The 22,416-nt window shown below is 26.4% G+C and carries 20 protein-coding genes and 1 other annotated feature; of the genes, 15 read left to right on the top strand and 5 right to left on the bottom strand.

The window, feature by feature from the left end; all coding sequences use genetic code 11:
• The first annotated feature begins 13 nt into the window (after nucleotides 1–13).
• From rpoD to NWE74_RS06710, 6 genes are all read left to right on the top strand, one after another.
• Nucleotides 14–1,177, top strand: a complete 1,164-nt coding sequence (gene rpoD / locus NWE74_RS06735) for an RNA polymerase sigma factor RpoD (protein ID WP_092724445.1) — start codon at nucleotides 14–16, stop codon at nucleotides 1,175–1,177.
• A 158-nt stretch (nucleotides 1,178–1,335) separates the two neighbouring features.
• Nucleotides 1,336–2,022 carry a tRNA (adenine(22)-N(1))-methyltransferase gene (locus NWE74_RS06730; RefSeq protein WP_258242457.1) on the top strand — a complete coding sequence of 229 codons (687 nt, stop codon included), beginning with the start codon at nucleotides 1,336–1,338 and terminating at the stop codon, nucleotides 2,020–2,022.
• Between the two features lie 21 nt (nucleotides 2,023–2,043).
• Nucleotides 2,044–3,141 (top strand): Nif3-like dinuclear metal center hexameric protein, encoded by a 1,098-nt coding sequence (locus NWE74_RS06725; RefSeq protein ID WP_258242456.1) that lies wholly within the window; start codon nucleotides 2,044–2,046, stop codon nucleotides 3,139–3,141.
• 93 nt (nucleotides 3,142–3,234) lie between these two features.
• Nucleotides 3,235–3,483, top strand: a binding site (T-box leader).
• Nucleotides 3,484–3,615: 132 nt separating this feature from the next.
• A complete protein-coding gene (locus NWE74_RS06720; protein ID WP_258242455.1) occupies nucleotides 3,616–4,179 on the top strand; it encodes a tryptophan transporter in 564 nt (187 codons plus the stop codon).
• 94 nt (nucleotides 4,180–4,273) lie between these two features.
• The gene (locus NWE74_RS06715; protein WP_258242454.1) at nucleotides 4,274–5,614 is read left to right on the top strand and encodes an MATE family efflux transporter; all 1,341 of its coding nucleotides are present in this window, start codon (nucleotides 4,274–4,276) and stop codon (nucleotides 5,612–5,614) included.
• A gap of 110 nt (nucleotides 5,615–5,724) precedes the next feature.
• Nucleotides 5,725–8,076: an ATP-dependent DNA helicase gene (locus NWE74_RS06710; RefSeq protein WP_258242453.1), complete on the top strand. Its 2,352-nt coding sequence runs from the start codon at nucleotides 5,725–5,727 to the stop codon at nucleotides 8,074–8,076.
• A 95-nt stretch (nucleotides 8,077–8,171) separates the two neighbouring features.
• On the opposite strand, the gene NWE74_RS06705 is transcribed toward NWE74_RS06710, so the two are convergent.
• On the bottom strand, nucleotides 8,172–8,483 hold the full coding sequence (locus NWE74_RS06705) for a phage holin family protein (RefSeq protein WP_258242452.1): 312 nt from the start codon (nucleotides 8,481–8,483) through the stop codon (nucleotides 8,172–8,174).
• Nucleotides 8,484–8,603: 120 nt separating this feature from the next.
• Here NWE74_RS06705 and NWE74_RS06700 point away from each other — a divergent pair, with 120 nt between their 5' ends.
• The 6 genes from NWE74_RS06700 (at nucleotide 8,604) to NWE74_RS06675 (ending at nucleotide 14,660) form a co-directional block, all read left to right on the top strand.
• A complete protein-coding gene (locus NWE74_RS06700) occupies nucleotides 8,604–9,032 on the top strand; it encodes a hypothetical protein (protein WP_258242451.1) in 429 nt (142 codons plus the stop codon).
• A 383-nt stretch (nucleotides 9,033–9,415) separates the two neighbouring features.
• Nucleotides 9,416–10,906 (top strand): aminotransferase class I/II-fold pyridoxal phosphate-dependent enzyme, encoded by a 1,491-nt coding sequence (locus NWE74_RS06695; protein ID WP_258242450.1) that lies wholly within the window; start codon nucleotides 9,416–9,418, stop codon nucleotides 10,904–10,906.
• 22 nt (nucleotides 10,907–10,928) lie between these two features.
• Nucleotides 10,929–11,342: an adenosylmethionine decarboxylase gene (gene speD / locus NWE74_RS06690; RefSeq protein ID WP_258242449.1), complete on the top strand. Its 414-nt coding sequence runs from the start codon at nucleotides 10,929–10,931 to the stop codon at nucleotides 11,340–11,342.
• Between the two features lie 161 nt (nucleotides 11,343–11,503).
• Entirely contained in the window at nucleotides 11,504–12,355 is an 852-nt protein-coding gene (gene speE, locus NWE74_RS06685) for a polyamine aminopropyltransferase (protein WP_258242448.1), read from the top strand.
• On the top strand, nucleotides 12,345–13,226 hold the full coding sequence (gene speB / locus NWE74_RS06680; RefSeq protein WP_258242447.1) for an agmatinase: 882 nt from the start codon (nucleotides 12,345–12,347) through the stop codon (nucleotides 13,224–13,226). Before speE ends, speB begins: the two co-directional genes overlap by 11 nt.
• A 141-nt stretch (nucleotides 13,227–13,367) precedes the next feature.
• Nucleotides 13,368–14,660, top strand: a complete 1,293-nt coding sequence (locus NWE74_RS06675) for a hypothetical protein (protein ID WP_258242446.1) — start codon at nucleotides 13,368–13,370, stop codon at nucleotides 14,658–14,660.
• Between the two features lie 205 nt (nucleotides 14,661–14,865).
• On the opposite strand, the gene NWE74_RS06670 is transcribed toward NWE74_RS06675, so the two are convergent.
• Both NWE74_RS06670 and NWE74_RS06665 read right to left on the bottom strand, forming a co-directional pair.
• Nucleotides 14,866–17,016, bottom strand: a complete 2,151-nt coding sequence (locus NWE74_RS06670; protein WP_258242445.1) for a YhgE/Pip domain-containing protein — start codon at nucleotides 17,014–17,016, stop codon at nucleotides 14,866–14,868.
• 313 nt (nucleotides 17,017–17,329) lie between these two features.
• A complete protein-coding gene (locus NWE74_RS06665; protein ID WP_258242444.1) occupies nucleotides 17,330–17,902 on the bottom strand; it encodes a manganese efflux pump MntP family protein in 573 nt (190 codons plus the stop codon).
• A 217-nt stretch (nucleotides 17,903–18,119) separates the two neighbouring features.
• On the opposite strand from NWE74_RS06665, the gene NWE74_RS06660 reads away from it, so the two are divergent.
• Nucleotides 18,120–18,665, top strand: a complete 546-nt coding sequence (locus NWE74_RS06660) for an NADH peroxidase (protein ID WP_258242443.1) — start codon at nucleotides 18,120–18,122, stop codon at nucleotides 18,663–18,665.
• Between the two features lie 108 nt (nucleotides 18,666–18,773).
• Here NWE74_RS06660 and NWE74_RS06655 read toward each other — a convergent pair whose 3' ends face one another.
• Nucleotides 18,774–19,538, bottom strand: a complete 765-nt coding sequence (locus NWE74_RS06655) for a PucR family transcriptional regulator (protein ID WP_258242442.1) — start codon at nucleotides 19,536–19,538, stop codon at nucleotides 18,774–18,776.
• Nucleotides 19,539–19,664: 126 nt separating this feature from the next.
• Entirely contained in the window at nucleotides 19,665–20,774 is a 1,110-nt protein-coding gene (locus tag NWE74_RS06650) for an ABC transporter ATP-binding protein (RefSeq protein ID WP_258242441.1), read from the bottom strand.
• 326 nt (nucleotides 20,775–21,100) lie between these two features.
• Between NWE74_RS06650 and NWE74_RS06645 the strand changes: the two genes are divergently transcribed.
• Both NWE74_RS06645 and NWE74_RS06640 read left to right on the top strand, forming a co-directional pair.
• Nucleotides 21,101–21,649 (top strand): ferritin family protein, encoded by a 549-nt coding sequence (locus NWE74_RS06645; RefSeq protein ID WP_258242440.1) that lies wholly within the window; start codon nucleotides 21,101–21,103, stop codon nucleotides 21,647–21,649.
• 193 nt (nucleotides 21,650–21,842) lie between these two features.
• Nucleotides 21,843–22,391, top strand: a complete 549-nt coding sequence (locus NWE74_RS06640) for an NADH peroxidase (RefSeq protein WP_258242439.1) — start codon at nucleotides 21,843–21,845, stop codon at nucleotides 22,389–22,391.
• Nucleotides 22,392–22,416: the final 25 nt, after the last annotated feature.

Below are 22,416 nucleotides of genomic sequence, written 5' to 3'. Positions count from 1 at the left end.
GGGAGGTCTAAGTGTGGAAAAGAAAAATAATAAAAAAGAATTAAAAAGAGTTACGGCTAAGAGTTTAATAGAAAAAGGAAAAAAACAAGGATCTCTTACTCTTGGAGAAATAATGGAAGCTTTCTCTGAAACAGAATTAGATAAAGACCAAATAGAAAATTTATATGAAACTTTAGGTAATTTAGGTATCGAAGTAACTGAAACTAAAACAGAAAAAGTTGAAATAGATTTTTCTGCAGATGACGATTTAGATTTAGACTCTTTAGAAGAGGGTGTAGAAGATGAATTATCTAAAGAAGATGCACCTATGGAATTGGAAGCTATAGATTTATCACTTCCAAAAGGAATAAGTATAGATGACCCGGTTAGAATGTATTTAAAAGAAATAGGTAAAATTCCACTACTTAAACCGCATGAAGAAGTAGAATTAGCTAGAAGAATGAATGAAGGCGATGAATTAGCTAAACAAAGATTAGTAGAAGCAAACTTAAGACTTGTTGTAAGTATAGCTAAAAGATATGTAGGAAGAGGGATGCTTTTCTTAGATTTAATTCAAGAAGGTAACTTAGGTCTTATAAAAGCTGTTGAGAAGTTTGATTATGAAAAAGGATTTAAGTTTAGTACTTATGCTACATGGTGGATAAGACAAGCTATAACTCGTGCTATAGCAGACCAGGCTAGAACTATAAGAATACCAGTACACATGGTAGAAACTATAAATAAACTAATTAGAGTTTCTAGACAACTACTTCAAGAGCTAGGAAGAGATCCTAAGCCTGAAGAGATCGCTAAAGAAATGGAAATGACAGAAGATAAAGTAAGAGAAATAATGAAAATTGCTCAAGATCCTGTATCATTAGAAACTCCAATAGGAGAAGAAGAGGATAGCCATTTAGGTGACTTTATACCAGATGACGATGCACCAGCTCCAGCAGAAGCCGCAGCATATTCTTTATTGAAAGAACAAATAGAAGATGTTTTAGGTTCTTTAAATGAAAGAGAGCAAAAAGTATTAAAATTAAGATTTGGACTTGAAGATGGAAGAGCGAGAACTCTTGAAGAAGTAGGTAAAGAGTTTGATGTAACTAGAGAAAGAATAAGACAAATAGAAGCTAAGGCTTTAAGAAAATTAAGACATCCAAGTAGATCTAAAAAGCTTAGAGATTACTTGGATTAATGATAAATAAAAAATTCGCCTTTATATAAGGCGAATTTTTTATAATTTTAAATATAGAATTATAGTAAAATTGAAAATTACGAATGTAAATTCTTATAAATGAGTAATAATATATGTGTGTATTTTAGCAATACACCATAAGTGAAAGGATGAAAAAGTTGAAATTAACAGATAGATTATTAAAGATAGCATCATTAGTAACAAAAGGAAAAAAAGTTGCGGATATAGGTACAGATCATGGATATATACCTGTATATTTGTTAAACAAAGGTGATATAGATTATGCTATACTTGCTGATGTAAATAAAGGACCTTTAGAAAATGCAAAAAAAGAAATAAGACATAATGGATTAATGGATAAGGTTGATTTAAGATTAGGATCAGGTATAGAAGTATTAGAAAAAAATGAAGTAGATGAAATTATAATTGCTGGAATGGGTGGTATTTTAATAAGTGAGTTATTAGAGGCTAAAAAAGAAGTAGCACATAGTCTAGATAAATTAATATTACAACCAATGCAAGCTCAGAATGAACTAAGAAAATATTTATTAAATAATGGATATGAAATACTAGATGAAGTGTTAGTGAAGGAAGATTTTAGATTGTATGAAATAATAATAGCTAAATATACATCTAAGAACACTCAAGTTGAAGACGAAATATTTTATGAAGTTGGTAAAAAGCTAATCGAAAATAAAGACCCTTTATTAAATGAATTTATAGACAAAAAAATATTTATGTATAATTCAATAATCAAAAAAATAGAGGATAAAACAGGCGAAAATATAAATAAGAAAATCAAAGAAAGTAAAATATCAATAGAAAAACTAGAAAAGTTAAAATAATATAATAAAGGGGATGTTATTATGAATTTAAAAAGTTTTATAAAAAAGGTAGAAGAAAAATATCCTTTAGGCTTAGCTTATGATTGGGATAATGTAGGTCTTTTGGTAGGTGACTTTGATATGGATATCAAGAAGGTTTTAGTAGTTCTTGAAGCGAATGAAAAAGTTATAGATGAAGCTATATCAAAAGATGTAGACCTTATAGTAACTCACCACCCATTTATATTTAAAAAAATGAACAAAATAAATACATCAGATTTGAAAGGTAAATTAATTCACAAACTTATAAAAAATGACATAGCATTATATTCAATGCATACTAATTTTGATATAGCATTTGATGGGTTGAATGATTATTTTATGGAAATTATTGGATTAGAAGATTCTAAAGTGCTAGATATAACAAATAGTGAAGTTTTATATAAATTAGCAGTCTATGTACCAATTGACCATGTAGAAAAGATAAAGGAAAGCTTAGCTAAGTCTGGTGCGGGTCATATAGGAAATTACAGCAATTGTAGTTTTAGTACACAAGGAATAGGAAACTTTAAGCCTTTAGAAGGTACTAATCCATATATAGGTAAAATAGGAGAAGTAGAATGTGTAGAAGAAATTAAAATTGAAACAATAGTACCGCAGAGGGTATTAGGGGGAGTTATTAATTCTATGCTAAACGCTCATCCATATGAAGAAGTAGCGTATGATATATATAAGCTTGAAAACAAAGGAAATGCGTTTGGGTTAGGTAGGATTAGCAAATTAGATAATTCTATTAATTTAGAAGAACTGTGTAATCAAATAAAGAAAAAATTAAATATGTCACATATAAGAGTTGTTGGAGATTTAAATTCTTCAATAAAAAAGATTGCTGTAGTAACTGGTTCTGGAGCAGATATGATTAAAAAAGCTCAAAGAAGTGGAGCTGATGTTATAATAACGGGTGATGTGAAATATCATGATGCTCAAGACGCATTAGATATTGGTATGAATGTTATAGACTGTGGTCATTTTGATACAGAGGATATATTTAAAGATGTTATGGAAAGATTTTTATGTAATATAGATGAAATTGAAGTTATAAAAAGTGAAATTTATTTAAATCCATTTACAACTATTTAGATTTTATGAACGATATTTAAATTTTGGCATATAATCTTAATATAAAATTATTGACAATATTAAAAATTTACAATATTATAAAATTAATGAAAAATAAATCCTTTGATGAGGGATAGTAGCTAAATGTAGGTTCAAAATAGAGAGCTGAGGGTGGTGGAATCTTAGCAAGAAAAAGTTTAGTGAATGGGCCTTTGAGGAGCAAATCGAAATTTTTTAAAGTAGACTTTGCCGTGTATCGCACGTTATAGCGAAGAGGGTATGATAGTACCTGAAAATGAGTGATGTATAGCTATTTTGTTATACATAATTTAGGTGGCAACGCGGATAATCTCCGTCCTATTTATATAGGACGGAGTTTTTTTATTTCTAAATTTATTTTAAAGGTGGTGATAGCTATGGTATGAAGTTTAGAATCAGAGAAAGAATCGTTAGAAGATTGGCGTTTAAAAAATAAAAATATCTGGAGGAATTACAATGAAAACAAATACAAGAAAAATGGTTTTAAATTCAATACTTTTAGCTATGGGACTAATTTTACACCAAATTACACCAGCGCTAGGACTACCAATACAACCTGATATAGCATTAACGATGTTATTTACTATAATGATTTTAAATAAAGAGGATTATAAAAGTTGCTTATTTGCAGGTATAATTACAGGAATTTTTACAGCGTTAACAACAAAATTTCCAGCAGGCCAAATACCTAATATAGCAGATAAAATTATAACAGTTAATATAATGTATATATTTATGTTACTTATGCATAAACTTTCTTTTATAAAAAAACAAAATGCAAAGAAACAAAACATTATTGTTATAAGTGCTATGTTGCCAGTAGGAACATTAATAAGCGGATGTACATTTTTAAGTGTAGCTAAAATTTTAGTTGGTCTTCCTGGAACATTTATAACACTATTTATGGTAGCAGTTGCACCAGCTATAGTTATAAATCTTATATTTGGAATATTTCTATTTAAGACAGTAAGCATTTCTATGGCAAGGATAGGATATAAAAGTGTTAATAGTAAGTACTAAAATAATCTATTAAATATAGGGTTAATATGCTGTAAATATCGAGATACTAATATTATAAAGTTTAATATACTAAAAATTTACAAAGGAGCAGTAAATGAGTGATAGAAAAGAAATATTGCTAAATGGAAAAATAGAAAAAATATATTATAAATATTTATTTAATAGTGTATTAGGTATGTTATCAGTATCATTTTGTATATTAGTAGATACTATGTTTATAGGCAGAGGTATAGGCAGTGAAGGGCTTGCAGCTCTTAATATATGTATTCCCATATTTAATATATTTAATGGACTAGGATTGCTATTTGGGATGGGAGGAGCTACAGCACTTAGTATCAGTATTGGGAAAGGTGAGCTTGATGAATCACAAAGGGTTTTTACTCAAACGCTAGTAATCTCACTTTTTACAGGCATAATAATTTCTATAGCAGGTGTATTTAATAAAGACCAAATAGGATATTTATTAGGTGCTGATGAAAAAACTATAATACTAGTTAAAGAATATTTAAGTGGAGTTCTTTTTCTAAGTTTTAGTTATATACTATCTCATACAATATCTTCATTTGTGAGAAATGATCACAATCCAAAATTAGCTATGATAGCTACATCCATTGGCGGGATATTAAATATAATACTAGACTATTTATTTATATTTACACTTGGGATGGGAATGAAGGGAGCTGCATTAGCAACATCAATAGCATCTTTAGTAAATGTATCAATACTATGCACTCATTTTATTTCTAAAAAGTGCAACTTAAAATTTACTAAGTTTAATTTTAGTCTCAAAAGAGTCACAAGAGTTTTAGCTAATGGGGCTCCTAGTTTTATAATTGAATTATCATCTGGTATAGTTATATTTATATTTAACTTATCTCTATTAAAAATGATAGGTGAAATTGGGGTAAGTGCATATAGTATAATAGCTAATGTAGCATTGGTTGTTGCTGCTATATTCACAGGGATTGCTCAAGCTATACAACCAATAATAAGTATAAATTTTGGTGCAGATAAATATGATAGAGTTGAAAAAGTTAAAAAAATGGCTTTAATAACAGCTTTTATAGTTGGATCTATATTTTATATAACAGGAATTGTATTTCCGAAAACCATTGTAAGAATATTTACTAAAGAAAGTGGTGAAATAGTCTTTATAACTATAAATGCAATAAGATACTATTTTATAGCATTTTTAATAATGGGACTAAATATAGTAATGGGAGCATATTATCAGTCTAAAGAATATACAGTAGCATCAAATATTATATCTTTGAGTAGAGGTATTATTTTTCTTATAATAGGGGTTTTAATATTGCCTAGAATATTTGGAGTAAATGGGATTTGGCTAACCGCTGTATTTGCAGAAATGATGACGTTTATATTAACCTATGCTTATATTAAAATTAAGAAAATTAAAACATTAAAATACGAATAAAAATCATAGTTAATACTATGATTTTTTGATTGTAGTGAAATTATATGATTTTTAATTAATTTTTATATATAATAAGATATAAATTAAGAATTAATATATAGAGGTAAAATATGAAAAAGAAAAAAAGAATTTCTATAAGGAATCTTGTAGAGTTTATAATGAAATACGGAAGTATAGATAATACTATTTCAAGCAATATAAAGCCTATAGAAGGAACTAGAGCTCATCAGATGATACAAAAATCATATGATGAAAATTACAGCGCAGAAGTTTCTTTAAAATATGAATTTGAACATAATGATATTAAAATACGAGTAGAAGGAAGAGCAGATGGTATTTTAATAGAAAACGATGAAATTATTATTGATGAGATTAAGACAACATTAAAAGATGTAAATAGCTATAATGATAATATAAATAATTTACATTTAGCTCAAGTTAAATGCTATGGATATATATACTGTTTTGAAAATAAACTAGATTCTATAACATTACAGCTAACATACTACAATATAGAAAATGCAAGTATAAATTATATAAGATATAAGTATAGTAAAGATGAGTTAGAAAAAGATTTTTTATATTTAATAGAAGAATATAAGAAATGGATAGATCTAGAAACACATTATATTGAAAATAGAAATAATTCTATTGAAAATATGGATTTTCCTTATGATAATTATAGACAGGGTCAAAGAGAGTTAGCCGTATACGTATATAAAAGCATTATTGAGGGGAAAAAGTGTTTAGCGCAAGCTCCTACTGGTACTGGAAAAACTATATCTACGTTATTTCCTACAATAAAGGCTATGGGCCAAGGTCATACTTCAAAAATTTTTTATATAACTGCTAAAACAATAACTAGAGAAGTGTGTGAAAATACAATTGATATTATGAAGAATAAAGGATTAAATATAAAATACATTACTATAACTGCAAAAGAAAAAGTATGTAAAATGGATGAAGTAAATTGTAATCCTATATATTGTAAATATGCTAATGGATATTTTGATAGGGTTAATAAGGCACTAAAAGAAATTTTAGTTTCAAACAATGATTATAATAGAAGTACTATTGAATATTTAAGTGAAAAATACTGCTTATGTCCTTTTGAACTAAGTTTAGATTTAACACTGTTCTCTGATATTATAATATGTGATTATAATTATGTGTTTGATCCTAAAGTAAGTTTAAAAAGACTTTTTGATAATCGTAAAAATGATTTTACTGTACTTATAGATGAAGCTCATAATTTAGTTGATAGAGCTAGAAATATGTATTCAGCGAAATTAAGAAAACAAGATTTCATAGAATTAAAAAAACAGATTAAAGGAAAAGATAAAAAAACTGAAAATGCTATAAATAAAATAAATTCTTATTTTATAAAAATAAATAAGGATTTAGATATAAAAATAGAAAAAGATTTAGAAAATTATATAGAGTTGGATAAAGAACAGCTAGAACTATATACCTTATTAAGAAGGTTTGTAGAAAAGATTGATGAATATTTAAGTTTTAATAATGATAAAAATGAAAATTTATTAAACTTATATTTTGATGTATATAGTTTTTTAATGATAGGAGAATTTTATGATGAAAATTTTATAACTTTGTTTAGCAAAAAACAAAATGATGTAGAAGTAGAAATTAATTGCATAGATCCTTCAGTAGTAATACAGAGCATAATGAAAAAAATAAAATCTACAATAATATTTTCAGCAACATTAATCCCTAATAAGTATTTTCAACATATGTTAGGTGTGGATCAAGATGATTATTTTATTAGTTTAAAATCTCCTTTTAGTGTTGATAATAGAAAAATAATTTTTGGGACTAATGTAAATACTACATACAATAAAAGAATTCAGACATCTGATGAAGTGATTGAATATATAAAAGAGTGTGTAGAAGTTAAAATTGGAAATTACATGGTATTTTTTCCATCGTATGCATATATGAAATTAGTATTTGATAAAATGTGCTTAAAATATCCTAATATATTCTGTGTAGTGCAGGAAAATAATATGAGTGAAGATGAAAAAGAAATCTTTTTAAAAGGATTTAACAATCCAAGTGAAAAAACTAGAGTTGGATTTTGTGTACTAGGGGGACATTTTTCTGAGGGAATTGATTTAACTAAAGATAAGCTTATAGGAGTAATAATAATAGGTGTAGGAATGCCTCAAATTGGAATAGAGAGAGATTTAATAAAAAAATATTTTGATAAAAATAATAATGATGGCTTTGACTATGCATATACATATCCTGGATTCATAAAGGTGTTACAAGCAGCAGGAAGATGTATAAGGACAAATGAAGATAAAGGTATAATAATGTTATTAGATAGTAGATATAATAATAAAAAATACCAACAGTTGTTTCCAAGAGAATGGTATCCAAACTCTATTGCAAGAAGTAGTGAAGATGTAAAAAAAATCTGTAGATCATTTTGGGACTTATAGTAACTAATATAAAAAGGTTTGTATATATTTATAAATATATACAAACCTTTTTCGATTAAAAAATAAAATGCAAAACTAAGCATATGTTAAAAATATTAATTAGAAGGAGATAGTAGTTTTTTTATATCATAAACTGCGGCTTCAATTAACACTTCTGCTTGATTTTCTGTTATTTTGTGTTGAGTAAGTTCAAGTAGTTTATTTATAGCTAATTCTTTTTTATCTATACCAGCTAATTGAGGATTAGATTGTTCTATCGCCATAACTATTTGTTTAGCTATTTGATAGAAATTAGAAAGTTTTTCATTTCCTATTTTATGTCTTAGAAAATTAACTAAATACCCGCCTCCAATAGTTATAACTAATGTAACTAAACTTAGCAGTAAATTAAATAATGTTGAATCCATGTTATATTATCTCCTTTCTTATAAAATAGCAAAAAATGTAATTTGAAAATAGTATAATTTTTATTTGAATAATACAAATACTATCAATATAGTATATGACAGTTAAGGAGGAAAAGTACCGTGGTAAAATACTTAATTAAGAAAAAAATGAAAAAAGAAGCAGAAGAAAAAGGGAAAAAAGCGCTGATATACACAGGTGCAGTGTTAACAGGTGTTGGAGCATATTTTTCTTATAGAGCTATAAAAAATCGTAGAATTAATCAAGAATTAGAAGAAGAAAGATTTTTAGAAGACAGTGAATATGAAATATATAATTATGAAAATGAAGACGATCAGTTAGAAGAAAAGGTAAAAGAGTTTAATGCCAGAAGAATAAATTTTGATGATTCTAATCATTCATCTAAAGAAGAATTAGAAAGTTATGTTAAGGAGTCAGAGGAAATTAAAGAAAATGAAAAAGATGAAGTAGCATTAGATGAAGATGTTTATAAGGAAAGTGAATATGACAAATATGACTATTATGAAGAAGATTTATCAAAAGAAGAATAAAAATTAGAATAAAAAAGAACTATATTTATATAAATATAGTTCTTTTTTATTCTGATTTTAAAAAATAAAATTGACAATATTATAAAAAATAAAAATCAAAATAAAGTTAGATATACTAAACTTTCGATAAAATAATATTAACTGAAAGTTAGATATACTAAACAAATTATAAATTAATATAAACTTAAAAAAATAAAAAATAAAAAAACATTAGGAATGCAAGGTTTATAGAAAAAATAAAAAAAATAAAAAATAAAAAAAATGGTTGCAAAAAAGTGAAAGTGAAAATATAATATAAAATGTAAGTTTAATAATAGTAAATTTAATAAATAGTTATAATAACCTTTGGTTTTAAAATAGAGACTGATAGGAGGAGATTTAAATTGCAAGAGTGTATGAAGCAAGCTAATGAAAATATAGAATTTAAACAACCAGATGTTCCGTTATTAAATAGTTTAAAAAACTATTCATTAAGAAATCTATCTTGCTTTGATGTTCCAGGACATGTTAAAGATCAAGGGGTAGATATTCTAAATTATTATTTTGGAAATCATATTATGAGTATGGATATAAATTCGTCTCCAATTATGGATAATGTTTCAAATCCAAATGGGATAATAAAACAATCACAAGAATTATTAGCTAAAGCATATAATTGTGATCAAGCTTTTTTTATAACAAATGGAACAACACAAGCAATACATGCAATGATATTAAGTGTAATCGGTCCAAATGAAAAGATACTATTACCAAGAAATATACATAAGTCAGTTATCAATGCACTAATTTTAAGTGGTGGATGTCCTGTGTTTATACAACCAGAATTTGATACTGAATTAGGTATAAGTTTAAACTTAAATTCTGAAAAGGTAGAAGAAGAAATAAATAAACATAAAGATATTAAAGCGGTGTTTTTATTGAACCCCACATATTATGGAGCTTGTTCAGATTTAAGAAAAATTATAAAGATTTGCAAAAGAAAAAATATTATTGTGTTGGTAGATGAAGCACATGGAGCTCATTTCCCTTTCAATGAAGAACTTCCACCATCTGCGATGAGTTTAGGTGCAGATATGTCTGCTGTAAGCATACATAAAACAGGAGGAGCTTTAACTCAAGCATCTGCATTATTATTGAATAAAAAAAATGTAGATATTGGAAAGGTAAGGCGAAGTATAAATATGCTACAATCTACATCTGCATCATATTTACTAATGTCAAGTATCGACGGTGCTAGATATAATCTTGAAACAAATGGTGAGAATCAATTATCAAATGCTATAAGTCTTTCGAGATATGCAAAACATAAATTAAATAAAATTGAAGGAATAAAGGTTATTTCAACAGAGTTGACTAAAAGTAATGGATGCCGATATATAGATGAAACAAAGCTTTGTATCAATACCAAAGGAATAAATTTAACTGGATTTGAAGTTTACGATTTACTATATAAAGAATTTGATGTGCAAGTTGAATTAGGTGACCTATATAATATATTAGCTTTAGTATCTATTGGAACAACAAAATATGATATAGATAAACTAATAAATGCTATAGATACTATTTCTAAAGTATACAAAAAAAATAAGAGTATAAAATCTATAAAATTAAAAGAAATCATACCGAGTGTAGAGCTTAACCCTAGAGATGCTTTTTATAAAGAAAAGGAAACTGTTGAATTAGAATTAAGCTTAAATAGAGTAAGTGGAGAGTCAATAATGGCATATCCCCCAGGAATACCGATAATTGCACCAGGAGAGATAATAACAAAAGATATTATAGATTATATAAAAATACTTAAAGAGCAAAAGGCTCATTTAACAGATATGAATGATAAAAGTCTAGAAACTATACTAGTAATAAAAGACAGATAATTAAATAAGGAGAGTGGTTATTTTGAAGTTTGAGACATTAGGTAGACACATATTAGTAGAGTATTACAACTGTGATGAGGAGATATTAAGAAATCCAAGACTTATAGAAGAGTATATGAATGATTCAGCTTTAAATGCAAAGGCAACTATAGTTGATTCAGTTTTTCATCATTTTAACCCATGGGGAGTTTCTGGGGCAGTAATAATAGCAGAATCTCATTTAACAATACACACATGGCCAGAATATGGTTATGCAGCAGCGGACTTCTTTACTTGTGGAGATATAGATCCATGGAAAAGTTTTGAATTATTAGAAGAACTTTTAAAAGCAGAAAAGAGTGAATCTACAGAAATACCAAGAGGTTTAACTACAAAAATTAAAAAATTTGCAAAAAAAGATTTAGGTAAAATTACTCATAAGCCAGAAGCTATATAAATAAAATATACCTAAATAAATAAAAAATAAATAAAATAAATTTGGAATAATATTTTATCATATTTAACAAAAATAATCAAATTTATATGATGAGATATAAAAAATATAAATAACAAAAATAAAAATAAATAAAAAAAATAAAAAATTTGGAGGAAAAAACTATGGAATTATGGTATACAGAAGAGTGGACAGAAAATGTACGTTTTTCAATAAAAGTAGATAAACATCTTTTTAGTGATAAATCTCAATTTCAACAAGTAGATGTTTTTGAAAGCAAAGAACTTGGAAAGTTTTTAACGCTAGATGGATTAATGATGGTAAACTATAAAGATGAATTTATATATCATGATATGATAGTTCATGTTCCTATGGCTACAAATATGAATATAAAAAATGTACTAGTTATAGGCGGTGGAGATGGAGGAACAGTAAGAGAGCTTACTAGATATCCTAAAATTGAAAAAATAGATATGGTTGAGATAGATAAAATGGTTGTAGATGTATCAAAACAATATATAGATATATGTGCATGTAAGTTAGATGACAATAGAGTGAACTTATACTATGAAGATGGTGTTGAATTTGTTAAGCATAGTGAAGATAAATCATATGATTTAATAATAGTAGACTCTACAGATCCAATAGGTCCAGGGGAAGGTCTTTTCTCTGTAGATTTCTATAAAGATTGTTATAGAATATTAGGAGATGATGGTATACTTGTAAATCAAAATGAAAGTCCATATTTTGATTTTAATGCAAAAGAAATGAAAAGAGCAAATGAAAAGATAACTAATTTATTCCCAATAACAAAAGTTTACCAAGCTCATATACCAACATATCCATCAGGACATTGGTTATTTGGGTTTGCATCTAAAAAGTTTGATCCTATAAAAGACCAAAACAGAGAAAAATGGGAAAGTTTAAATTTAAAAACTAAGTACTATAATAGTGATTTACACTATGGTGCGTTTATGTTACCTCAATATGTAAAGGATATGTTAAATGAAAAATAATAATTTTTTCAACATGAGTAAATTTATGGGAATGGACAGTTCTTATGATACTGCTGATTTAGTAGTATATGGTGTAGGATTTGATGGAACTACTTCAAATAGACCTGGTACAAGATTTGCAAGTAGTGCAATGAGAAATGAGTTTTATGGTCTTGAAACTTATAGTCCAATTCTTGATTTAGATTTAGAAGATTTCAATATATGTGATATTGGAGACTTAGATTTAAGTATTGGAAATACAGATATAGTTTTAGATGAAATATATACTGCAACTAAAGGTATTGTCAATGATAATAAAATACCATTTATGATAGGCGGGGAACATTTAGTTACTTTACCAGCATTTAAAGCTGTTTATGAAAAATATAATGATATATATGTACTTCACTTTGATGCTCATACAGATTTAAGAGAAAGATATAATAATAATAATAATTCTCATGCTACTGTTATAAAAAGAGTATGGGATATTATAGGAGATAATAAAATATTCCAATTTGGTATTAGGTCAGGAACTAAAGAAGAATTTGATTTTGCATTAAATCAAAAACACACATACATGGAAGTTGGAAGTATTACAACATTTAAAAAAATAATAGAATCTCTAGCAGATAAGAATATTTATTTAACGATAGACTTAGATGTATTAGATCCTTCTATTTTTCCAGGTACAGGAACTCCAGAACCTGGTGGAATAACATATAAAGAACTAGAGAATACATTTAAAATACTAAAGCAATACAATATAAATATAGTTGGATGTGATATAGTTGAATTAAGTCCTGATTATGATAATACAAAAGTATCCACTATAACTGCATGTAAGATACTTCGAGAATTAAGTCTAGTTATATGTAATAATAAAAGTTAATAAATAAGAATATTATTATGTAAATATAGTTAAGATAAACACTTCATAAAATTAATATTAATTAATTTTATGAAGTGTTTTTTTAGATTAATTATAAAATATATGCTACTATTATATTAGACATAAGATAGGAGGATTTATATGGAATCTGTATTAAGTTTTTTAGAAAATTTTTTTAAATACTCAGGACTATGGATGACACTTTGCGTAATTTGTACAATTCTATATTTAGATACTAAAAAAGACAAGAATGAAGGAAAAGAAAAATATGTATTATTAAAAATAATCGGATTTTATATTCTTGGGTGGATTAGTATAAAAATAAACATAAAAACTCCTATAGTAATACCTATTGGATTTATAATTTACTATTTATTTATAAGTAAAAGGATTAATAAAAATTATAATATTAAACATAAAGCATGTATACTAGGTGTGATAGTACTATATTTAGGATGTTTGAATAGCTATATATACAAGGCATTAGAATATAGAGATAAAAGTATAATTGTACAAAATTTAAATTTAAAAGATTTACGAAAACAATGGGAAGATGCTATAGAAAAATTAAATATAGACATAGGAAATGAAATTTTAAATAATATGGAAATTACTAGTGACATAAATGGAAATATAAAAAATATGAGTTGGGAAACTTATGATAGTATAAATAAAAATAAGTATGAAGTAGAATACAATAAGAATAAGAAAAGTATGAATAAACTTAACTTTAAAGTAACAAAAGTAGAAGAGAACTTCGAATATAAAAATTCAAATAATATATATTATGATGAACATAAAATTAGTATGTTTGAAATGATAGATAAAATAAATTCAATAAATTTTAATAATATGGTTAGTTCGAACTGTGCTGAATATAAAATTAAATACAACAATAAGCTTAAATCTGAAGAGTATAATGAAAATAATCAAAATTATTATATAAGTAGTTATGATGAAGATAAATGCTTGTATAATTTAGATCTAGGTCAAAAAATCCACTTTCCAATGAAAGGGAATATAATAACATTACTAGATACAAACAACGAAAATAAGGAACAAATAAATATATTTATAGATAGAAATGAGTATGTTGATAATCAAATAGAAAGTATAGAAAAATTAAATTTGTGTGTAGAAAATAATCAAAATAATAGAAAAAGTAATTCGACTTTACATATAGAAAAAGATAATTATTTACTAACTCAAATAGTAAATGCATTAGATTATTATACTTGGGAAGAAGTAAATAAAGAGGAGTTAAAAGATAAGAATGATTCAAAAAATAGCATAACTATAAGCTCTGAATCAGACGTAAGTTTAAAAATTTATGAAAATTATCAATTTGTATATTATAAATATAATAATGATGAAATAATCTATAAATGCAATAAAGATATATATAGTGATATAAAGTCAATATTAAAAAAATAATTGAAAAAGAAGCTACGTATAATATTAGTTAGCTTCTTTTTCAATGGAAAAATTTATAGATTATATATAAGCAAGGCTATTAAAATTTTATAGAGTATTAAACAAAAAAGCCATGAAGGATATAAAACCTTCATGGCTTAATTAAATAATATACTATATACTTAAAGTATAACAGTTTTCAATAAAAATGCAACAAATATTTATTTTAATGACCAGTTAAATCACTTTCATTAAATTTAGCCTTAAGTCCAGCTGTAGCCTTGTTTATAGGTTCTTTAAGGAATACAGTAAATACAATTGGTATAATCATAAATACAACTAATAGAAGTATATCTTTTATTAGATTAGGTTGATATATACCGGCAATAGCTTCACGTGATGCAGATATCGCATAAGTGAAAGGTAAAAATGGATTAACAATTTGGAAGAATTTTGGAGTAACCTGTATAGGGAATGTACCTCCAGATGCAGCTACTTGTATAACTAGTAATACAACTCCAATTGCTTTTCCAACATTTCCAAACATAGAAACAAATGAGTATACTATGGCCGTAAATACTATACTTGTAAATAAAGATAAAACTATAAATAGCATAGGATGTAGTACTTCAACACCTAATAATAACATATCACCTGTACTAAGTATAAATGCCTGCACTAAGGCGATAGTTAAGAACGTAAGTCCTCTACCAAAATAAATTTCATATGCCTTATAATCATTTCCATGTACATCAGTAGAAAGTAATGACATAAGTAGTAATACACCAACCCATAAAGATAAAACACTATAGAATGGAGTCATTGATGTACCATAGTTTGGCATAGGATATAATTTTTTACTAACTATATCTACTGGTTGCTTTAAGAAATTAGAATGTTTTATAGCATCATTTTTTAATAAAGAAACCAGTTCATTTATATCATCACCATTATTTATTTTGTGCATAGCGTCAACTAATTCGTCAACAACTGATTTTGCAGCAGGTAATTTTTTTTGTATATATTTTAAGTTATCTTGAGCGCTTTTAGATAAAGTTACTGTAGAACTTAAAATATCATTTACTGCGGGAAGTTTTTGCTCAGCTTTTTCAAGTATAGCAATAACATCATTTGCAATTTTGAAACTATTATTAAATAAATTATTTATAGGTAAAGCTATTTGAGAGTCAAAATTATTTAATAATCCACTAGATATTTTGTTAATATCTGTAGTAATTTGTAAAAGCTTATTTAACATATCTAATGATGGTGTTTGGCCATTTGTAATTTGACCTTTAATACTATTTAAAGTATCCATAGAAATATTCAATTTTCCAATTACAGATTCTAATTGATCAATTGGTCCTTGTAAAGGATTATTTGGAGCAATATTATTTAAATTTTTTAAAAATTCTAATACAGTGTTAGCATTATTTGATAATGCAGACAATTTAGCTGAGAGACTATCTATAAGTTCAGGCGTATTTTCAGCACCTTTGTTTATAGCATCTATTATATTAGAAACACTTGAAGATACATTATAAGACAATTGAGATAAAATTTGTAAGTCATTTTTTATAACGGGTGTAATTTTATCTAAAGTTCCCTTACTATCTTGTAAAAATATTTTTAAATCTGATGCTAGTTTTTTAGAATTAGTTATTGTATCTTGTATTAAAGGAACATCCTTTTGTAAAGACTTAACAACATCTTCAACTTTATAAGCTACATCAGAAGCTAATGCTACTGTATTTTCTATATCTTTGAATTTAGATTGAACTTCAACTAAATCATTTTCTAAATTAGCCAATTTAGGTAATTGATTTTCTATTTCTATTCCTAATTCATTAAATACTTCAAATACAACTTCACTTACTGTTTTAACAACAGTTTGATTAACTTCATTTTGAATAGTTGAAGCACCTTTATCTGTTATTTTAGGAGCGATAGCATTAATTTTATCGTTTACAGTGTAAATGATTTTACCTTTTTTTACATCATTACTAATTAAAGATGTTAAATCTTTAGAAAAGTTTTCGGGGATTTCTATTGCAGCATAATATGTACCTTTATTAACTCCATCTAATGCAGTTTGTTCATCTACAAATTTCCATCCTAGATTTTTGTTATCTTTAAGCTTTTCGATAAGCTGATCTCCAATATTTATTTTATTACCTCTAAGCTCAGTACCCTTATCTTTATTTACGACAGCAACAGATATATTACCGGTGTTACCATATGGATCCCATGATGCTTTGATATTAAACCATGCATAAAATGATGGTAAAATAGCAAGACCTCCAATAATAACTAATAATACTTTATTTGATAATATATCTTTCAAATCTCTTTTGTATATTTTGAATATATTTTCCAAGTCTATCCACCTCCGTGATCTCACAAAAGAAATAAAAAAGTTCGAATTTAAACTATTTTATATTATATTTGTTTTTCATCAATTAGTAAAGTGAAAATATTGTAACTTCACTATACTTTATTTATAATAAGTAAAATATAAAAATATTATATGAGTTTAAATTGATATTTATATCAATGTATAAAAATATAAATATAGAATATTATAGCAAAAATTATTATACATAGTATATGGATATATAAAAAAACTACCTCAAAATATATTAAAATTATATTTTTGGTAGTTTTTAATTAAATTATAAAATTTATATTAATTATAATATATTAGATATTATTCCAGTGTGATCATTTAATATATTTAACCCTATCAAAATAAGAAGAACACCACCTAATATTTGAGCATAAGTTTTGAATATACTTCCGATTTTCTTTCCTATTAAAACTCCTAGAAAACACATAGAAAAAGTTATAATTGCTATAGATATGCATATAGGAATAATATTAACATTTAAAAATGCAAAACTTACTCCAATAGCTAAGGCGTCAATACTAGTTGCAATTGATAAAATTAAAAGTTCCTTATTATTTAAATTAAAAGAATTATTTTCTGATTTATCATCCTTAGAATCAAAAATCATTTTTAATCCAATAAAGCTTAAAAGGATAAAAGCAATCCAATGGTCAAATGATTTTATATATGATTCAAATTGTATACCAAGGCACCAACCAATTAAAGGCATAACACCTTGAAAGAAACCAAAAAATATTGCTATTTTACAAGATATTGAGTAATTAATTTTTTTTAAGATCATACCTTTTGTAACGGAAACTGCAAAAGCGTCCATAGAAAGTGCGAAAGCTGTAAGTAATACACTCACTAAATTCATTAAAAATCCTCCTTAGATTAAATAGCTAGCTAATCCTATTTTATTTAGTAGAAATAAAAATATTACTATTAATTTATATAAGAATGATTATAAAAATATATTTAGTAAAAAATATCTATTAGATACAAATAGAATAAATTAAAGTTTTAAAGAAATAATATAAAAGTATAGTTTAAAAAAGCTACATAAAGAATTAAATTAAGTTGGAGGTAAGGACATGAAAAGATTTGTATGTACAGTATGTGGATATATACATGAAGGTGAACAACCACCTTCAAAATGTCCAGTATGTGGAGTAGGACCAGAAAAGTTTGATGAAATGAAAGGCGAATTAACTTGGGCAGATGAACATAGAATAGGAATAGCTCAAGGCCTAGATGAAGAATTAGTAGAAGGCTTAAGAGCAAACTTTGTAGGTGAGTGTACAGAGGTTGGAATGTATTTAGCGATGGCTCGTCAAGCAGATAGAGAAGGATATCCAGAAGTAGCAGAAGCATATATAAGAATTGCTTATGAAGAGGCAGAGCATGCAGCAAAATTTGCTGAATTATTAGGTGAGGTAGTTGCACCTTGCACAAAAACAAACTTAAAGGCGAGAGTAGAAGCAGAGTATGGTGCAGCAGAAGGAAAACTTAAGTTAGGGAAAAAAGCAAAAGAGTTAGGTATAGATGCAGTACATGATACAGTACATGAAATGTGCAAAGATGAAGCAAGACATGGAAAAGCATTTTTAGGATTACTAAACAGATATTTTGAAAAATAAAATATGGAACATTACCAAATAATATATACGCACTAAATATAATAGAACTAATTGGTTAGATAAAAAATAGTATAGTAAAAACTATACTATTTTTTATTTATAATTTAATTAAGATTTAGATATAAAATAAGATTTTATACTTATATAAAATATAAAAGCATCTTTGAAAGTTTTTATATCTAAGCCTAATATTTCTTTGATTTTTTCTAATCTATATATAAGAGTATTGCGATGTAAGAATAAATAGGATGAAGTTTTAGAAATATTTAAGTCATTTTCTATAAAACTTATTCCTGTATGCAATAAATTTTTATCCATAGTTTTTATACTTTGAAAATCGATTAAGCTACAAAATGATTTTTCACTACTTATTAAAGTTATAGCCTTATGTATAGCTAAATCATTTAAATTTATAAATTTATGTACACTTGAGCTGTTATTCAAAAATGGAATAACATCTTTAAAAATAGAAATACGTGTATTAAATATCTCAATAGAATTTATTTTACCTATATAAGTAATTAATGTATTTGTATAAGTTTCAGACTCGATTATTCCAGGTGTTGAAAAGTTAATATCTAATTCGTTAGAAGAATTAAGTAATGCAAATTTTTCATATTCAAATATTTCTATATCATCATATAAATTATCTAGCACTCTTTTTAGATTTTCAAAATCTAAATTTTGCTGATATATAATATAAAAATAACCATTAGGATTATCAAAGATAAATTTCTCTTGTATATCAATAACATATATATCATTATTAAAATTTACAAGTTTTTGATTTGATTTTAGTTTTTGATTTGAGTATTTAAATATATTTATTTTTTTATTTGTTTCATTTTCAAAGAATTCTATCAAATTTTGCATGATATCCCCCTAAGCTTTTAATTTCATTGTAATCGAAGTATTAAAAAAGTAAGATGAATAATCATCTTACTTTTTAATATAACACTAAGTAGTGTTTATTTATACAATATTTAAAAAGAAATTTAATTATCTTATAGCCTCTTGCGTTTCCTTATCGAATACGTGTATTCTGTGCTTATCCATAGCCAACTTTAATTTATCACCAATATTCATTCTATATCTACCATCAAATCTAGCTGTTATGTTGCTCTTTCCAGACTTTAGATAAGCGTATATCTCAGCACCCATAAGTTCACCAAGTTCAACTGTTGCTTCAAATGCACTATCTAAACTATTTTCAACGAAAACATCTTCTATATGTATATCCTCCGGTCTTATACCTAAAACAACCTCTTTACCAATATATCCTTTAGATATTAAAGCGCCACATTCCCCCTTGTTTAAAGCTATATTCATAACCTCATTTTTTGCGTGAATTTCTCCATTTTCTTCAACTAAAGTAGCTTCAATAAAGTTCATTTGAGGAGCGCCTATAAATCCAGCAACAAACATGTTATTAGGCATATCATATACATCTTGAGGTGTAGCTATTTGTTGAACTATACCATCTTTCATTACAACTATTCTATCAGCCATAGTCATAGCTTCAACTTGATCATGTGTTACGTATATAAAAGTAGTTCCAAGAGATTTATGCAATTTAGTTATTTCTGTTCTCATGGCAGTTCTAAGCTTAGCATCTAAGTTAGATAATGGTTCATCCATTAAGAAAACTTTAGGATTTCTAACTATAGCACGTCCAAGAGCAACCCTTTGTCTTTGTCCACCTGATAAAGCTTTTGGTTTTCTATCTAGTAATGGCTCTAAATCTAATATTTTTGCAGCTACTTTAACTTTTTTATCAATTTCATCTTTTGGAAGCTTTCTAAGTTTTAAAGCAAATGCCATGTTATCGTATACAGATAAATGTGGATATAGTGCATAGTTTTGGAAAACCATAGCTATATCTCTATCCTTAGGGTCAACTTCATTTACTACTTTATCACCTATATATAGTTCTCCAGAACTAATTTCTTCAAGTCCAGCTATCATTCTTAAAGTTGTTGACTTTCCGCATCCTGATGGACCAACCAAAACTACGAACTCTTTATCTTGTATATCTATATTTACATCTTTTACTGCATTAAATCCGTTTGAATATGATTTGCATATATTTTTTAAAATTACCTCTGCCATTTTATTTCTCCCCTTATTTTATAAATTTATTTTAATAAAAACTATATAAACTGTACTTTTTATAAATTTGATATTGTTTAATGTTTTATATCAAATATTAAGTTAATAATATCAGAAAAATGTTTTCCTGAAAATGTTTAAACTAACTGAAACTTTTTAGATAAATTATACAACTTAAATATAAATATTAAAGAATAACTATACTAATTTAAAATTTATAAAAATATAAAAATTGTTTATACAAAAAAACGTCGGGTATATACATAGTATCTTAAATAAAAAATAAGTTTCAAATAACTATAGATAACAACAGGAGGAGTAAAAATATGAAAAAGTTTGTATGTAAACCATGTGGATGGGTATATGAAGGAGAAACAGTTCCAGAAATATGTCCAATATGTAAAAAAGGTTCAGATGCATTTGAAGAAGTAAAAGGAGAAATGAATTGGGCAGATGAACATAGTATAGGAGTAGCACAAGGGGTAGAGGAAGATATACTAGAGGGATTAAGAGCAAACTTTGTAGGCGAATGTACAGAGGTAGGAATGTATTTAGCGATGTCTCGTCAAGCAGATAGAGAAGGATATCCAGAAGTAGCAGAAGCATATAAAAGAATAGCATTTGAAGAAGCAGAACATGCAGCAAAATTTGCGGAGTTATTAGGAGAAGTAGTAGTAGCAGATACAAAAGCTAATTTAAAGGCTAGAGTAGAAGCTGAGTACGGAGCAACAGAAGGAAAATTAAAAATAGCTAAGAAAGCTAAGGCGTTAGGATTAGATGCAATACATGATACAGTACATGAAATGTGTAAAGATGAAGCAAGACATGGTAAAGCATTTTTAGGGTTATTAGAAAGATACTTTGGTAAAAATTAGTATAAAAGGATAGCAAATAAACTATTGATATATATTATATTTTAATTAATATCATTTAAAATAAAATTTATAAAAAATATATTAATTTTATGTTTTAACATCAAATAGCAGGGTATTTATTATAGTGTAACAATAAATGATGAATTGAAAATAAAAATTAATTAAATATAAATAAAACAGGAGGAGTTAAATTATGAAAAAATTTGTTTGTACAGTATGTGGATATATACATGAAGGAGATATGGCACCAGAAGTTTGTCCAGTATGTAAAGTAGGAGCTGAAAAGTTCAATGAAATGAGTGGAGAAATGGTTTGGGCAGATGAACATAGAATAGGAGTAGCACAAGGAATAGATGAAGAAATAGTAGAAGGATTAAGAGCAAACTTTGTAGGAGAATGTACAGAAGTAGGGATGTATTTAGCGATGTCTCGTCAAGCCGATAGAGAAGGATATCCAGAAGTAGCAGAAGCTTATCAAAGAATAGCATTTGAAGAAGCAGAACATGCAGCAAAATTTGCAGAGTTATTAGGAGAAGTGGTAGTAGCAGATACAAAGGCTAATTTAAAGGCTAGAGTAGAAGCTGAGTATGGAGCAACAGAAGGAAAATTAAAAATAGCTAAGAGAGCTAAAGAATTAGGATTAGATGCAATACATGATACAGTACATGAAATGTGTAAAGATGAAGCAAGACATGGTAAAGCATTTTTAGGATTATTAGAAAGACACTTTGGTAAAAACTAATATAAATTATAAAAAACTATCTAGT

Origin of the sequence: Romboutsia lituseburensis (assembly GCF_024723825.1) — a bacterium.
In the GTDB taxonomy this organism is placed as follows: Bacteria; Bacillota; Clostridia; order Peptostreptococcales; family Peptostreptococcaceae; genus Romboutsia_F; species Romboutsia_F lituseburensis_A.
This window is presented reverse-complemented; position numbering and strand designations above follow the sequence as displayed.

Excerpts from the sequence above, each read along its gene's own strand:
- NWE74_RS06710 (WP_258242453.1), top strand. The coding sequence starts at position 5,725 with ATGAAAAAGAAAAAAAGAATTTCTATAAGGAATCTTGTAGAGTTTATA.
- NWE74_RS06720 (WP_258242455.1), top strand. The coding sequence starts at position 3,616 with ATGAAAACAAATACAAGAAAAATGGTTTTAAATTCAATACTTTTAGCT.
- speB (WP_258242447.1), top strand. The coding sequence starts at position 12,345 with ATGAAAAATAATAATTTTTTCAACATGAGTAAATTTATGGGAATGGAC.
- NWE74_RS06725 (WP_258242456.1), top strand. The coding sequence starts at position 2,044 with ATGAATTTAAAAAGTTTTATAAAAAAGGTAGAAGAAAAATATCCTTTA.
- NWE74_RS06705 (WP_258242452.1), bottom strand. The coding sequence starts at position 8,483 with ATGGATTCAACATTATTTAATTTACTGCTAAGTTTAGTTACATTAGTT.
- NWE74_RS06665 (WP_258242444.1), bottom strand. The coding sequence starts at position 17,902 with ATGAATTTAGTGAGTGTATTACTTACAGCTTTCGCACTTTCTATGGAC.
- speE (WP_258242448.1), top strand. The coding sequence starts at position 11,504 with ATGGAATTATGGTATACAGAAGAGTGGACAGAAAATGTACGTTTTTCA.
- NWE74_RS06675 (WP_258242446.1), top strand. The coding sequence starts at position 13,368 with ATGGAATCTGTATTAAGTTTTTTAGAAAATTTTTTTAAATACTCAGGA.
- NWE74_RS06715 (WP_258242454.1), top strand. The coding sequence starts at position 4,274 with ATGAGTGATAGAAAAGAAATATTGCTAAATGGAAAAATAGAAAAAATA.
- NWE74_RS06640 (WP_258242439.1), top strand. The coding sequence starts at position 21,843 with ATGAAAAAATTTGTTTGTACAGTATGTGGATATATACATGAAGGAGAT.
- NWE74_RS06645 (WP_258242440.1), top strand. The coding sequence starts at position 21,101 with ATGAAAAAGTTTGTATGTAAACCATGTGGATGGGTATATGAAGGAGAA.
- NWE74_RS06655 (WP_258242442.1), bottom strand. The coding sequence starts at position 19,538 with ATGCAAAATTTGATAGAATTCTTTGAAAATGAAACAAATAAAAAAATA.
- NWE74_RS06660 (WP_258242443.1), top strand. The coding sequence starts at position 18,120 with ATGAAAAGATTTGTATGTACAGTATGTGGATATATACATGAAGGTGAA.
- NWE74_RS06650 (WP_258242441.1), bottom strand. The coding sequence starts at position 20,774 with ATGGCAGAGGTAATTTTAAAAAATATATGCAAATCATATTCAAACGGA.